Here is a 14,192-nt window from a genome sequence, read left to right as displayed (position 1 = left end):
CGGCGGCCGTCGCCGTCTCCAGGCACCCTGCGGGGGCCGGGACGTCACGTCTTGCGGAAGGTGTACGCCTCCTGGGCCGCCGCCACCACGGCGTCCAGATCTGCACCGGTCGAGGCCGTGACCACCGCGGCCACCGCGCCTTCCACGAAGGGCGCGTCGACCAGGCGAGTGCCCGGCGGCAGCTCGTCCTCCTCCAACAGCAGCGTCTTGACCGTCAGCACGGCGCTCCCGAGGTCCGCTATGACGGCCACGCCCTCGCCGCGGTCGACGGAGTGCGCCGCCGCGGCGATCTTCTCCGCGTCGGTGCCGAGCCCGCCGTCCGGGGTGCCGCCCGCGGCCGCCACCGGAACCGCCTCGCCGCCACCGTTCAGCCCCGCCGCCATGTGCGCGACCGACTCCGCCACCGCCGCGCTGTGCGACACCAGCACCACGCCCACGGTCATCCCGCGTCCTCCCGCGACGTCATGGCGAGGACGCCCAGCAGCAGCGCGGAGGAGGTCGCCCCCGGGTCCTGGTGACCCGCGCTGCGCTCGCCGAGGTAGCTCGCGCGTCCCTTGTGCGCCACCAAGGGCGTCGTGGCGATCGCGCCTTCGTCGGCGGCCATGGCGGCCGCCGCCAGGGCCTCCGCCAGCCCCGCGCCCTTGTCGAGCGCGAAGGACAGCGCCTCGACCGCCGGGGCCAGCGCGTCCACCATCGTCTTGTCGCCCGGCGCGGCCCCGCCCAGCGTCGCCACCGCGTCGACCCCAGCGCGTAGCGCCTCGGCGAACTGCTCGGGCGTCACGCGCTCCGCGTCCCCGAGCGCCTTGCCGGCCTTGCGCAGCAGGGTCCCGTACAGCGGTCCCGACGCGCCGCCGACCGTGCTGATCAGCTGCCGGCCGACCAGCACCAGGACGCCGCCGGGGGTGTCCGGCGGTTCCTTCTCGACGGCCGTGCGGGCCGCGATGAAGCCGCGCCGCATGTTGGCGCCGTGGTCGGCGTCGCCGATGGGGGAGTCGAGTTCGGTCAGCCGGTCGGCCTCCCGCTCGATCACCGAGGCAGCCGCGGCGAGCCAGCGGCGTATGAAGCCCGCGTCGATCGTCGCCGGTCCGGTGGACGGTCCCTCGCTCATCTGTCGTGCTCCTCCTGCTTCTCAGGCGCCCCAGCGCAGGCCCGGTGTGCTCACCGGCGCGTCCCACAGGCGCAGCAGTTCGTCGTCCACCTGGCACAGCGTCACCGAGGCGCCCGCCGCGTCCAGCGACGTGACGTAGTTGCCGACCAGCGTGCGGGCCACCGAGACGCCGCGGGCCGCCAGCACCCGGTGCACCTCGGCGTTGAATCCGTACAGCTCCAGCAGCGGCGTCGCGCCCATGCCGTTGACCAGCAGCAGCACCGGCCCGTTCGGGCGCAGGTCGTCCAGGATCGCGTCGACCGCGAACTCCGCGATCTCCCCTGAGGTCATCATCGCCCGCCGCTCCCGGCCGGGTTCCCCGTGGATGCCGATGCCGAGCTCCAGCTCCCCCGCGGGCAGATCGAACGTGGGGCTGCCCTTGGCGGGTGTGCTGACCGCGGTCAGTGCCACCCCGAAGCTCCGGGTCACCTCGTTCACCTGCCGTGCGACGGACTCCACGCGCTCCAGCGGCGCGCCCTCCTCGGCCAGCGCCCCGGCGATCTTCTCCACGAACAGCGTGCCGCCGGTGCCGCGGCGTCCGGCCGTGTAGAGGCTGTCGGTCACCGCCACGTCGTCGTTGACCAGTACTTTGGCGACCTGGATGCCCTCGTCCTCGGCCAGTTCCGCGGCCATGTCGAAGTTCAGCACGTCACCGGTGTAGTTCTTCACGATGAACAGTACGCCCGCGCCGCTGTCGACGGCCGCCGCCGCCCGGACCATCTGGTCCGGCACCGGTGAGGTGAAGACCTCGCCGGGACAGGCCCCGTCCAGCATCCCGCGTCCCACGAAGCCCACGTGCAGCGGCTCGTGCCCCGCCCCGCCACCGGACACCAGAGCCACCTTCCCGGCGACCGGCGCGTCCTTGCGGATCACCACCCGGTTGTCGACGTCGACCGTCAACTCCGGATGCGCGGCGGCGACTCCCCGCAGCGCATCGGCCACCACGGTCTCGGGGACATTGATCAGCATCTTCATGGGGACCCTCCGTCTGAGGTTGCTCTGACAAGCGTACGAACTTGCCGCAGCGTGAGCAGGCGTATCGTCGCGCCAGCCGTGGCCCCTGCGGACTTTCGTGACCGGGGTCGCCCCCCGCTGTCGACCGGGCACTCTCCGTGCCGGACGTCACCGGCCCTCTTGCGAGGCCGGGGGCCAGCACGCGGGGCGCAGCAGCCCCAGCGCGTACGCCTTGGCCACCAGCGCGGTCCTGTTCGGGACGTGGAGCACGCGGCTCATCCGGGCCAGGTGGTAGTTGACGCCGTCCGCGGTGAGGCCGACCGACCGGGCGATCAGCGCGGACGTGGCTCCGGACGCGACCAGTGCCAGGATCCGGGATTCTCGCGGGGACAGAGCGTGTGCGGCGATCGGTTCCCTGCCCTGCGCGACCGGATCGACGTGCAGGAATGCGAGCAGCGGCGTCGGGGAGATGACTTCATCGCTGACGGCCTCCACGGTGAGCCGGCCGGTGCGGGTCGAGCCGTGGGGAGACTCCCACTCGACGTGAATCGGGTAACGGGAGCGGCGCCCGTGCCGTAGCCCCTCCGTGGCTTTGAGCAACGCGTCCTCGTCCGTGGGGACCAGGAGATCGAGCAGATTGCGATCACGTATCCGTCCGGGACTCAAGCCCCACAGGGTGGCGAATGCCGGGTTGGCGATCATGAGTGAACCGTCGGGGCGGCTGATCGCGGTGGGTGCCGGCGAGCGGTCGAGCAGGCGCAGGAAGCGATTGCGCCAAGCCGCCGTTTCCTGCCGCGACGTGGCTGTTTCACGGGATTCGTTGATCATGTCGACCTCGAAGGCAGATGACGGAGGGGATGCGGGCGTCCGACCGCGCCTGCCTCACGGACCGGGTGTCAGTTGCTGTTCGGCCCAGATGAGCTTGCCGTCGGGTGTGCAGCGGGTTCCCCATCGGTGGGACAACTGCGAGACGAGGAGCAGGCCCCGGCCGTTCTCCTCGGTGGTGCGGGGGTGGCGCAGGCGTGGACGGCTGTTGCCGGCGTCGGACACCTCGCAGGTCAGCGCCTCGTGCCGGATGAGGCGCAGGCCGATCGTGCCGGAGCCGTGGCGGATGGCGTTGGTGACCAGTTCACAGACGATCAGTTCCGTCGACTCGGCCAGGTGCTCCAGTTCCCACTCGGCGAGTTGGCGGGTGGCCAGGGCGCGGGCGTGGCTGACGACGGCCGGATCGGCCGGCAGCCGCCACGTGGCGGCCTGGCCCGGGCCCAGTGACCGGGTCCGTGCGAGGAGCAGGGTCACATCGTCGCTCGGTGCCCTGGCCGGCAACGCGTCCACCGCGGACGCGCACATTTCCTCCAGGGGGCGGCCGGCGCGGGCCAGGGCGGTGCCCAAGCGGTCCATGCCGACGTCGATGTCCTGATCGCGGGTCTCGACCAGGCCGTCGGTGTAGAGGGCGAGGACGCTTGCCTCGGGCAGCTCCATCTCCACGGACTCGAAAGCAACCAGCCCGAGGCCGAGCGGGGCTCCGGGCGGCAGGTCGGCGAAGGTCACCCCGCCGTGCGGGTCGACGATCGCGGGCGGAGGGTGACCGGCGCGCGCCATCGTGCAGTGCCGGGTGACCGGGTCGTAGACGGCGTACAGGCACGTGGCGGCCATGGTCGCTCCGGCCGGGTCCAGGGGGTTGGCATCCTCGGCGAGATGACGGATGACCAGGTCGTCGAGGTGGGCCAGCAACTCGTCCGGGGGCAGGTCCATGTCGGCCAGCGTGCGTACGGCGGTGCGGAGCCGGCCCATGCCGGCGGCGGCGTTGATGCCGTGTCCGACCACGTCGCCGACCACCAGGGCGACCCGGGCGCCGGGCAGCGGGATCACGTCGAACCAGTCGCCCCCGACGCCGTGGTGGTCGTCGGCGGGAAGGTAGCGCCAGGCCACGTCGGCGGCGGACCCTCCCGTGGCACGGTGCGGCAGCAGATGGCGCTGCAGAGTCAGCGCGGCGGCTCGTTCGCGCGCGTACTGGCGGGCGTTGTCCAGGCACAGCGCGGCCCAGCTGACGAGTTCCTCCGCCAGGAGCAGGTCGTCCCGCTCGAACGGCGGGGAATCCCCCGCGCGCACGAACTGCGCCACCCCCAGCACGGCGCCCCGCGCGTGGATGGGGACGATCATGAAGGAGTGCATCCGGTGGTCGTGGATCTTCCGTACCCTCGCGGGGGGTTGCCGGCTCACCCAGGTACCCGGGGCGGTGCCCGGCATCGGCTCGAAGTGCGATTTCCCCGAACGCAGGACGTCGTTGACGGGCGAGGCCGGCGGAACGGAGACCTGCTCCCCCCGCGCGAACAGGGACTCCGGGACCTCCTGACGGACCGACGCCAGGCCCGCGCGGCGGAAGGCGGAGATGTCACGGCCCTCCGGGCCGAGGCGGGGCAGGGGCTCCTCGCCGAGAGGCACCGACTCCGCCAGATCGACGGCGACGAAGTCCGCGAGGGACGGCACCGCCAGGTCGGCCAGTTCCTGCCCGGTCCGCATGACATCCAGGGTGGTTCCGATCCGCGTACTGGCCTCGCCCAGGATCGCCAGGCGCTCCCGCGCCCGACGGCTGTCGGTGACGTCCACACTGACGACGCACACCCCCAGCGCACGGCCGTGCGCGTCGTCCAGGCGGAAGTAGGAGGCGACCAACGTGCGTTCCGCGCGTACCCGCGCCGTCGCGAAAGGCCGGTACTCCACCTTGGTCGCCGGGACACCGCTCTCCAGCACCTGTCGCATCAGCCCCTCGAGCGTTTCGGCCTCAGTGCCGGGCGCCGCTTCACTCAGCGTGCGCCCCAGCCGTTGTTCGAGAGGAATGCCGTCCTTGAAGCCCTGGGTGTCGTTCACCCAGGTGCAGCGCAGCCCGGTGTCGCGAATCACGACTCCGAGCGGCAGGTTGTCCGGCAGGCGCAGGGAGACCGGGAGCGAGGCCGTCACGGAACCGTCCGCCACCCGCGAGGGAACCGTGGCGTGCTCGGTCGCCGTCACGACCCACCGGGCGCGGCGGCCCGGTCCGATCAGCGACTGCACCCCGAGGCGCAGATCGATCCCGTGGCCGTCGCGGTGCCGGACCCGGGTGACGCCGGACCAGCGGCGGGGGGAACCGCCGGTTTCCGAGAACGCCGAGGCCTTCGCCCGGTCCTCGGCAGCCGCAAGCAGGAGCGCGGCGGACCGGCCCACCACCTCCGCGGCCTGGTAGCCGACAAGCTGCTGGGCGGACTGCGTCCACCCGACCACCGTCCCCTCCGCGTCGATCAGGGCCATCGCCTCGTCGATCGCCTGAAAAGCCGTCCGGGCGGCGGTGAGTGTCGAACCAGTCATTCCAGTCATTCCAGTCATTGGGCATCCCTTCGGTGACGCCGCGGCGGGTGCGGCTGTCGACTCTGTTCATCGACACTTCGAGCTTTCCACCAGGAAATCGGTCAATCTACGGCGAAAAGTCGGAATTACACCGACATGGTTCGTTGGATCGACGAATGACGGTTCTGCCGGGGCCGTTCTCGGATGCGGCCCGGGCGGTCCGCCGCCCGGAGGCGGCCGGCGATGGAATCAGCGGCCGGGACTGGCATAGCCTCGTGTTCCATGGCCGATACAGCGAACCCTGCCCCCGCAGCCGCGGGCGCGACCGTCTGGCTGCCGATTCCGCCCGCGGAGATTCCTGGTCTGCCCGCGGGCCCGGTCTACGTCCACTGGGACGGCGAGGACACGTTCCCCGCCGACCCCACCGGGGTCGACTTCTACGTGCCGCCGTACTGGAAGGGCGCCGAGATCGCCACACGCCCGCTGCGGCACGGCGCCCGGCCCCGCGTCGTGCAGACGCTGACCGCCGGTACCGACCACGTGCGCGGCCACGTCCCGTCCGGCACCGTGCTCTGCAACGCGCACGGGGTGCACGACGCGAGCGTGGCGGAGCTGGCGCTGGCCCTCACCCTCGCGTCACTGCGCGGCATTCCGCAGTTCGTCCACGGCCAGGTCGCCGAGGAGTGGCGCGGCGGTGTCCATTCGGCGCTCGCCGACCGCACCGCGCTGATCGTCGGCTACGGGGCGATCGGAAGCGCGATCGAGGACCGGCTCACGCCGTTCGAGTGCGACGTGCTGAGGGTCGCGCGCACGGCCCGAAGTGCGCCCCGCGGCCCCGTCCACGCCCTTGCGGACCTGCACGACCTCCTCCCACGCGCCGACGTGGTCATCCTGGCCACACCGCTCACCGACGCCACCGTCCACCTCGTCGACGCCGCCATCCTGGCGCGGATGCGTGATGGCGCCCTGCTGGTGAACATCGCCCGCGGCCGCGTCGTCGACACCAAGGCGCTGCTCGCCGAAGTGGAGTCCGGACGGCTGTGCGCGGCGCTGGACGTCACCGACCCGGAGCCGCTGCCCGCGGGTCACCCCCTGTGGCACGCTCCGGGAGTGCTCATCAGCCCCCACGTGGGCAACGCGACCTCCGCCTTCCTGCCGCGGGTCAAGCGCCTGCTGCGCTCCCAGATCGGCCGCTTCGTCGCCGGAGAACCACTGGAGAACGTCGTCACGGACGCCTGAACCGCACCGGCACGAGCCCGCCACGGCGGTGGCGGGCTCGTGCCGGTGACGCGTGGGCGCAGGGGGCCGGCTACCGGTGCGAAGCGGCGGCGTGGGGCCGCGGCCTCATGCTTGGGCGCGGTGGGGGGCCAGGAACGTGGTCAGGCCTGCCAGCATTTCCTCGGGCGCCTCTTCGGCGACCCAGTGACCGCAGTCGGGGATGACCAGGGTCTGCACGTCGTGTGCGGCCGCCTTCATGGTGACCGCAGCCCCGTCGGCGATGCTCAGCGCTCCGCCGATCGCCAGGACCGGCATGGTCAGCAGGCCGGTCTTCTGGCGTTCGACGTTCTGCGCGAGCGTGGTGTCGAACGCCCGGTAGAAGCCGAAGCTGCCGCGCAGTGCGTCGCGGTGGGAGGCAAGGGTGCGGACGTAGTGCTCGACGGCGTGATCGGGCAGCTTCTTCGCGGCGTTGATGTCGAACTCGAAGCCGAAGAAGATCTCTTCCCGTCCCCTGACGAGCAGTTCGTTCACCTCGGCGAGCCGGTTGAACCCGATGTGCCACACCCGGTTGTTGAGCCACTCGGGGCCGAACAGCGGCGGTGAGGTGCTGATGCCCGGGAGCGGAGCCTCGGCGACGACCAGGCGCTCGACGCGCTCCGGGTGATCCGCGGCCAGGGCGTAGGCGATCGGCATTCCGGTGTCGTGGCCGACCACGGCGAACCGCTGATGGCCGAGCGCGTCCATCAGCGCGGCCAGGTCGGCGGCCAGGGTCCCGGTGTCGTAGCCGTCCTGGGGCTTGTCGGTCAGGCCGATGCCGCGCTGGTCGACGGCGACGACCGTGAAGTTCTGGGCCAGCGCGGGCATCAACAGGCGCCAGGCGTACCAGGTCTCGGGCCAGCCGTGGATCAGCAGCAGGGCAGGGCCGGTGCCGCCGACGACCACGTGCTGCCGCAGCCCGCCGGCGTGGACGAACCGGCTGCTGAAGGTCTTGGTGAACCCCGGCGGGAGATGCGGTGCCTGCGAGACGCTGCCGGGACCGCTCGCGCCGCTGCCTGCCGGCCGTCCGCGGTCGGGACCTTCGGCTGCCACGGCCGACTGCGTGGTGAGCAGACCGAGGGAACCGGCGGTCGCCGCGGCCATCGCGGCGGCAGAGGTGGAGAGAAAACTCCGCCGGGAGTGCGGCGGGAGTATTTCGGACACGGTAAGTCTCCTGAGACTGTTCGGTTTGCGCGGAGAGACGGGACGCCGAGATGTGCGGCGGGGCCCCGCAGTGGATTTGGTGGGGTGACGGGTGATCAGAGCGTCAGGGTGGCCGTCAGCAGGGCGTCGGCCGCGGCGCCGTCGCCGCTGATCCACTCCGGCCGGACGGGCTGCCGCTTCCACAGGGCGAGCAGCAGGTCGGCGGCGGGAGCCTCCACCGTGGCCGCCGCGGGCCCGGAGTCCACCGGCCGGGCGTGCGGGACGTCGCCCGGCTGAATGAGCCAGCCGTGCCCGGTGTCGGTGGTGCGCAGCGCCACGGGTGCGGGCAGCGGCTTCTGTTCGCTGCTGTGCCAGACCCTGGGGACCATCAGGGCGAACACCTCGTCCACGCCGTCGGCCGCGATCAGCGGATCGACGTGCACCCGGGCCCCTGTGGCCAGTTGGACGTCGACCAGGTGGACCGCCGGGTCCAAGGTCGCGCGGCGGAACCAGAGCGCCGCCGTGGCGTCCTCCATGCCGAACGCCCAGCACGGTGCGGCGGGGTCGGCTTCTTCCAGGGTGGCCAGCAGCGAGGCCGCGCCCTCGGCGTACCAGTCGGCGATCCGCTCGCCGGCAGCCGGGGCGAACTGCTCGCGGGGCAGTTCCCCGGTCCGCACCACCGCGGCCGCGAAACGGGACGCCTGGCCCAGATGGACGCCCAGGTCGTGCAGGGTCCAGTTGCCGCAGGTGGGCACCGGCGTGGCCGGATCGGCGGTGCGCAGCAACTGTTCGAGTACGGCCGCTTCCTGGCGCAGTGCGGCGAGATGGGTGTCGGGGGCGAGCGGCAGCGGAACGGGGGGCTGATGCACGGCGATCTCCGTGGGACGGGGGGTGAGTGGGAGCGTCGACTTCTGCTCCGGGGTGAGGTGGCGCACCTATTCAGGATGATGAAAAACATCCTGAAGGTGGAGAGAGCATCCCATGGCTGACTTGGTTTTCACAAGTCAGGTGTTGTGACGGCAGATGAGTCTCGGTTCCTCCGGTGCCCTGGTGCCGGGCGGTCGTTGGGGCGGTCGCCGGGGTCAGTTCGCTAGGCCGGAACCGCCGGAACCGCCGGAACCGCCGGAACCGCCGGTAACGGCGCGCGACCGCGTCACGGCCCGCAGTACGTCAGGGACGTCCGAGGCGGGCAGCACGGCCTCCAGCAGCACCAGGCCGGACGGCGCATCGCTGAGGCGGCCCAGTGCCGCGCTCAGTTCGGCCGCAGTGCCCGCTCGCATCGTGGTCGCCGACCCTCCCATGGCCGCCGGAAGCAGCGTCCAGTTCCACCGGGGGATGTCGTTGAAGGGCCGCTCCCTGCCGTGAAGCGCGTCTTCGATGGCGTAGCGCCCGTTGTCGACCAGGAGCACGATCGGCGTGCAGCCTTCCCGTAGCAGGGTGCCGATCTCCTGAGCGGTCACCTGCGCGGAGCCGTCCCCGATGAGCAGGATCGTGCGCCGCCCGGGCGCAGCGAGCTGTGCGCCGAGGGCCGCCGGGAGGGTGTACCCGATGGAGGCCCACAGTGGCTGACTGACGAACGTCGTCCCGGCGGGCAGCCGCATCGCCTGCGCGCCGAAGAGCGAGGTGCCCAGCTCGGCTAGCACGATGTCGCCGGACCGCAGGAACTCCTCGACCGCCGACCACAGTTGAGCGTGGCGCAGATCGTCGGTGAGTTCGTCCGTGAGCCCGTCCGTGAGGGCGGGCGGCATCGGCGGAAGATCCGAGCGTGCCCATGACCGCCCGGAATCGGCCACCAACGCGGTCAGCGCACGGACCGCGTCGCGCATCGGCAGGGGCGCGAACAGCCGGTCGCCGATGCGGGTGGTGAAGGGCTGCACGTCGATCGTCCGGTCCGGGTCGACGCCGTGGCTCGCCCCGGTGGTGGAGTCGGCGAACCGCACGCCCACCGACAGCAGCAGGTCGGCCTGTTCGACGGCGGCGAGCACCCGCTTCGTGCTGGCGGCGCCGCAGTAGGTGCCGGCGAAGTTCGGGTCGCCCTCGTCGAGCACGCCTTTGCCCATCGACAGCGTCGCGCTCGGGACCTGCCCGGCGGCGACCAGTCCGGCCACCTCGTCCCGGGCCCCGAACCGGTCGACCAGGAAGTCGGCGAGCAACCCCACCGTGCGGGCCCCGGCCAGTGCGCTGCGCGCGGCGTCGGTGAACCGTGCCAGCACCCGGGCCGAGGCTTCCGGCTCCGGCACGACCAGCGGCTCCGCCGGCGGCTCGGCCGGGCTCTCCGCCACGTCGGTGGGCAGCACCAGGTAGCCGGGACGGCGTTCTCGCTGACTGGTGGCCAGCACCCGGTCGATCTCGGCGAGCGCATTGCCCGCGCTCAGATAGGCCTGGGCCACGGTGACCTCGCCATGCGCCCGGAGGAAATGCCGGTAGTCGCCGTCACCGACGGTGTGGTGGGCCAGGACGGCGGACTCCTGCGCCGCTGTGGACGGTCCGCCGACGATGTGGATCACCGGCACGTATTCGGCGTAGGCGCCCGCGATCCCGTTGATCGCACTGAGCTCGCCCACCCCGTAGGTGGTGAGCAGGGCGCCTGCCCCGGCGAAGCGGGCGTAGCCGTCGGCCGCGTAGGCCGCGTTGAGTTCGTTGGCATTGCCGACCCAGCGGATCCGGTCGTGGTCGATGACGTGATCGAGGAACGCCATGTTGTAGTCGCCCGGCACCCCGAACAGGTGCCTGATGCCGATCTCCGCGAGCCTGGCGAGAAGGTAGTCGCCAACGGTGAAGTCGCCTGGCATGTCCAACCTCGATTCCGGCAGGCGCCGCTGCCTGTGCGTGCATCCGATGTTTCGAGCTTTTCACTACGGAATTCGCTGGGCTACGGCGAAAAGTCGAAAATGCTAGGCTCGAATTCGTGGAATCGACGAACCCTGATCTGCCGGTGCCGCTCTCGGACGCGGCCCGGCAGGCCGTCGCCCGGATCTGCGCGCACATCGCCGGGGACCTGCCGGAGACCAGTCACGAGGTCGTCCGGCGAATCCGGGCCGAGATCCCCGATTACGCCCTGGTGCCCGAGGAGGAGCAACGCCGGTTCGTGCTGTACCAGGGCCGCATGCTGCTGGCCGGCATCGCCGAGCAGAGCCCGCCACGGGAGGAGCACATCGCACACGCCCGGGAACTCGGCAGGCGGCGCGCCCAGCAGGGTCTGTCCATCGAACTGCTGCTGGGGGCCTACCACATCAACTACCGCGAGGTCTGGAACATGATCCTGCGGCGGGCCACGGCCGACGAATCCGAGCAGGTCGGCGAGCTGGCCTATCTGGTCGCTCTCATCTGGACGTGGTTCCGGATCCTCATGGGCAACGCCTCCGACGCCTACGGCGAGGAACTCCGGCGTGCCCAGGTCACCCGGGCCACGCTTGCCCACCGGCTGTTCGCCGCGCTCACCGCCGATCCCGTCCAGGCGGAACCGGCGGCCGCCTTGGCCCAGGCGCTCGGCTACGCACCGGACGGCGAGTTCCAGGCGCTGTGCCTGCGCGCCGAGGACTGGCCGGACGACCGCACGGAACAACTGCGGCACCGGCTGGCCGCGCTGCCCGGCGAACTCCACTGCGCGACCGTCGGCACCCGGCTCCTGGTCCTGGGGCAGCGGCACGATCAGGACACGGTCACCGCGGCCATCGCGGCGATCTCTCCGCCGGAGTCCGGCAGCGCGGCCGGTGTGGGTCTTCCGCGGCCCGGCCTGGCCGGGGCGGTGGACAGCATCACCGACGCGACCCAGGCGCTGTCCCAGGCGGCCGGGGAGCGTCAGGTCGTCCGCTTCGCCGACACCTGGCTCGCCGCCAGCCTCGGCGAACAGGCCGAGCGCCTCGCGCCGTTGTTCACCAAGGCCGTGGCCACCGCGCGCACGGACTCCCACCTGGCCGAGGCCGTCGTCGCATTCGCCGACCACGGTCTGTCGGTGGCGGCGGCGGCCCGCGCGCTGCACCTGCACCCGAACTCGCTGGCGTACCGGCTCAGCCGGTGGCACGAACTCACCGAGTTCGATCCGCGCAGTGGCGACGGGCTCGTCGCCTCCCTGGTCGTGCTCCGCCTTTACCGCACGGCCCAGCCGATCCCGGTCACACAGCGGCGGCCCTGACCTTCGCTGCGCCGGGGCCCGCCTCGTCCGGGAGGACGGGCGCCACGGCAGGGCGGGCGCGCCGCTCGGCGGCGTGGGCTCCGGCCACGAGCAAGAGGCCCGCGAGCAACCACAGCACCAGGGAGAGCAGCCGGCCGCCGAGGCCCGCCGAGCCGAAGTAGAGCAGGCTGCGGGCGCCTTCGACGAAGCCGGCTCCGTTCCAGAAGGCGTGCAACGCGCCGAGGAAGCCGTTCTGCAACTCGGGTTCGAAGACGCCGCCGGAGGAGGTGAAGTTGAGCATGATGAACAGCACCATCAGGAGCGGCATCGTGAAGCGTTTGAGGAAGGCGTGCAGGCCGATACCGAAGGTGATGGCTCCCGCCGTGTACAGCCAGGCCATGGCCCACACCCCCCGCAGGTCGTGGTCGACGACGTGGAAGGCCGGACCGGCCAGCAGCGCACCGATGACGCTCACCGCCAGTGCGGCGGGGAGGCCGACGGCGGCCCGTGTCCAGACCCTGAGCGCGGCACCGGCCGTGCCGATGGCCACGGCACAGGCGTTGGAACCGATGGTCAGCGCGATCAGCACGAAGAACAGGCCCTGATTGCCGGGGTCGCCGCCGGCCGGTGGCGACAGGTCGGTGACCTTCAGCGGGTCGTCCTGCCCGGCCGCCACTGCCGTGAAGATCTCCTCGGCGGCGGTGGCGGAGGTGCTGGAGTTGGCCGCGGCGACCATCAGTTCCGGGCGCTTGGAGCTCGGGACGTACGCGCCGACCAGGTCCCGGTCCAGGATCCGGTGCCGCGCCGTGGCCCGGTCGGGAAGGGTGGTGACGTCCACTGCGTCACCGGCCTTGTCCTTGATCGTCTGGGCCAGCAGTCGGTGGCGCTCCGAGGTGCCGACCACGGCGACCTTGAGGTCGTGGGCGTGGGCCTGCGGCGCGTGGAAGGCGCCGAGGTAGGCCAGGCCCATGCCGAGGCACATCAGCAGCGGGACGACCAAGTGGCCCGTCATATGGCGGACGGTGTGGTGCCCGGTGAGCAGGTGGCGGACCAGCCGGCGGGCGGTGCGCTTGTGGCGCATGAAGGTGACTTCCCTCGCGTTCAGGGGTGGTTGTCCGCTCACCGGCCGCCGGACCGGTCGGTGAATGCCCGGGCCGGTCGCGGCCGGAGTGTGCGGTCGTTCGATTGAGGGGGCCGCCCTCTGCGGGGCGGTACTCGTCCACCTTCGCACCGTCTGCGTGTTCAGGCCCGGGTCGGCACTACGAAGTCCTGTAGCGGCAACGGTGCGCCTGATCTTGCCGCCCCCCACACGCTGGTGTAGGCGGGAGGGAAGACCGTAACCGCCCGCGCCATGGGGCGCACCTCTAGGCTGGCACGGTGACTGGTGGGCAGAAGCGGGTGCAGCCGTCGGGAGTGTGGGCCACGGCGGTGGGGGTGGCCAGGGTGCGGGCGCTGGAGACCGCGCGGGAGAACGCGCTGTTCCGCGACCCACTGGCACAGGCCTTCGCCGCCGCCGGCGGCCTGTGGCCCTCCTCGCCGCCGCTGCCCGATGACGAGGCGGCGCGACGCCGCCGGCTGGCCGTGTCGTTCTCCATCGTCATCAGGACGAAGTTCCTCGACGACCTGTTGCGGCGGGCCTCCGCGTCCGGGGTCCGGCAGGTCGTGCTGCTCGGCGCCGGCATGGACAGCCGGGCCTTCCGGATGGACTGGCCCGAGGGCACCCGGCTGTTCGAGGTCGACACCGCCGCGCCACTGGACTTCAAGGCATCGGTGCTGCGCCAGGAGCGGGCGGTCGCACGCTGCGAACGGATCACCGTCGCGGTGGATCTGCGTGAGGACTGGCCAGGCGCGCTGGCTGCCGCAGGGCACGACCCGGCCGTGCCGACCGTGTGGATCGCCGAAGGACTGCTGATCTATCTGCCCGAGGACGCGGTGGAGCTACTGCTGGCCCGAATCGGCACGCAGTCGGCGGCAGGCAGTCGGATGGGGCTGACATTGGGCTCGCGCGGCGTGATCGAGCGCTTCGGCGCGGACGCCGCGCCGGGATCGGCGGCGTCCATGTGGGTCTCGGAGATGCCTGACGACCCGGTGGGCTGGCTGGCCGGCCACGGATGGGAGGCCGAAAGCCACACCCTGCGCGAGCGCGCTGCCGCCTACGGCCGCCCGATCAGCACCCCGCCGCAGCGCGAGGAGCGGTCCGGCGGACTGATCTCGGCGGTCCGCCGGTAGAGCGCCTGCGGTCACGGGTACCACCTC

12 protein-coding genes are annotated in these 14,192 nt (G+C 72.0%); 3 read left to right on the top strand and 9 right to left on the bottom strand.

Annotation, left to right across the window (positions count from 1 at the left end):
- Positions 1-44: 44 nt before the first annotated feature.
- From dhaM to ACFWVC_RS03060, 5 genes are all read right to left on the bottom strand, one after another.
- Entirely contained in the window at positions 45-443 is a 399-nt protein-coding gene (dhaM, locus tag ACFWVC_RS03080) for a dihydroxyacetone kinase phosphoryl donor subunit DhaM (protein ID WP_384275409.1), read from the bottom strand.
- Positions 440-1,108 (bottom strand): dihydroxyacetone kinase subunit DhaL, encoded by a 669-nt coding sequence (gene dhaL, locus ACFWVC_RS03075; RefSeq protein WP_384275404.1) that lies wholly within the window; start codon positions 1,106-1,108, stop codon positions 440-442. The genes dhaM and dhaL overlap by 4 nt, the downstream gene beginning before the upstream one ends.
- A 21-nt stretch (positions 1,109-1,129) precedes the next feature.
- Positions 1,130-2,122, bottom strand: a complete 993-nt coding sequence (dhaK, locus tag ACFWVC_RS03070) for a dihydroxyacetone kinase subunit DhaK (protein WP_384275397.1) — start codon at positions 2,120-2,122, stop codon at positions 1,130-1,132.
- Between the two features lie 147 nt (positions 2,123-2,269).
- On the bottom strand, positions 2,270-2,929 hold the full coding sequence (locus tag ACFWVC_RS03065) for a LuxR C-terminal-related transcriptional regulator (RefSeq protein WP_384275390.1): 660 nt from the start codon (positions 2,927-2,929) through the stop codon (positions 2,270-2,272).
- A 54-nt stretch (positions 2,930-2,983) separates the two neighbouring features.
- A complete protein-coding gene (locus tag ACFWVC_RS03060; protein ID WP_384275385.1) occupies positions 2,984-5,455 on the bottom strand; it encodes a SpoIIE family protein phosphatase in 2,472 nt (823 codons plus the stop codon).
- A 252-nt stretch (positions 5,456-5,707) separates the two neighbouring features.
- Here ACFWVC_RS03060 and ACFWVC_RS03055 point away from each other — a divergent pair, with 252 nt between their 5' ends.
- The gene (locus tag ACFWVC_RS03055; RefSeq protein ID WP_384275380.1) at positions 5,708-6,664 is read left to right on the top strand and encodes a 2-hydroxyacid dehydrogenase; all 957 of its coding nucleotides are present in this window, start codon (positions 5,708-5,710) and stop codon (positions 6,662-6,664) included.
- A 105-nt stretch (positions 6,665-6,769) separates the two neighbouring features.
- Here ACFWVC_RS03055 and ACFWVC_RS03050 read toward each other — a convergent pair whose 3' ends face one another.
- From ACFWVC_RS03050 to ACFWVC_RS03040, 3 genes are all read right to left on the bottom strand, one after another.
- Entirely contained in the window at positions 6,770-7,843 is a 1,074-nt protein-coding gene (locus ACFWVC_RS03050) for an alpha/beta fold hydrolase (protein WP_384275372.1), read from the bottom strand.
- Positions 7,844-7,938: 95 nt separating this feature from the next.
- On the bottom strand, positions 7,939-8,757 hold the full coding sequence (locus tag ACFWVC_RS03045; protein WP_384275367.1) for a maleylpyruvate isomerase family mycothiol-dependent enzyme: 819 nt from the start codon (positions 8,755-8,757) through the stop codon (positions 7,939-7,941).
- A gap of 147 nt (positions 8,758-8,904) precedes the next feature.
- Entirely contained in the window at positions 8,905-10,614 is a 1,710-nt protein-coding gene (locus tag ACFWVC_RS03040) for an alpha-keto acid decarboxylase family protein (protein WP_384275362.1), read from the bottom strand.
- 116 nt (positions 10,615-10,730) lie between these two features.
- On the opposite strand from ACFWVC_RS03040, the gene ACFWVC_RS03035 reads away from it, so the two are divergent.
- The gene (locus ACFWVC_RS03035) at positions 10,731-11,957 is read left to right on the top strand and encodes a helix-turn-helix domain-containing protein (protein ID WP_384275356.1); all 1,227 of its coding nucleotides are present in this window, start codon (positions 10,731-10,733) and stop codon (positions 11,955-11,957) included.
- Here ACFWVC_RS03035 and ACFWVC_RS03030 read toward each other — a convergent pair.
- Positions 11,938-13,017, bottom strand: coding sequence for a hypothetical protein (locus tag ACFWVC_RS03030; protein ID WP_384275347.1), 1,080 nt, complete (start codon positions 13,015-13,017; stop codon positions 11,938-11,940). The two genes, ACFWVC_RS03035 and ACFWVC_RS03030, sit on opposite strands and share 20 nt — an antisense overlap.
- Positions 13,018-13,349: 332 nt before the next feature.
- On the opposite strand from ACFWVC_RS03030, the gene ACFWVC_RS03025 reads away from it, so the two are divergent.
- Positions 13,350-14,165 (top strand): class I SAM-dependent methyltransferase, encoded by an 816-nt coding sequence (locus ACFWVC_RS03025; RefSeq protein WP_384276373.1) that lies wholly within the window; start codon positions 13,350-13,352, stop codon positions 14,163-14,165.
- Positions 14,166-14,192 lie beyond the last annotated feature (27 nt).

The organism is Streptomyces sp. NPDC058691, assembly GCF_042714775.1.
Lineage (GTDB): Bacteria > Actinomycetota > Actinomycetes > Streptomycetales > Streptomycetaceae > Actinacidiphila.
The sequence above is the reverse complement of the archived record's forward strand: the minus strand, read 5'-3'. Positions and strand labels throughout refer to the sequence as shown.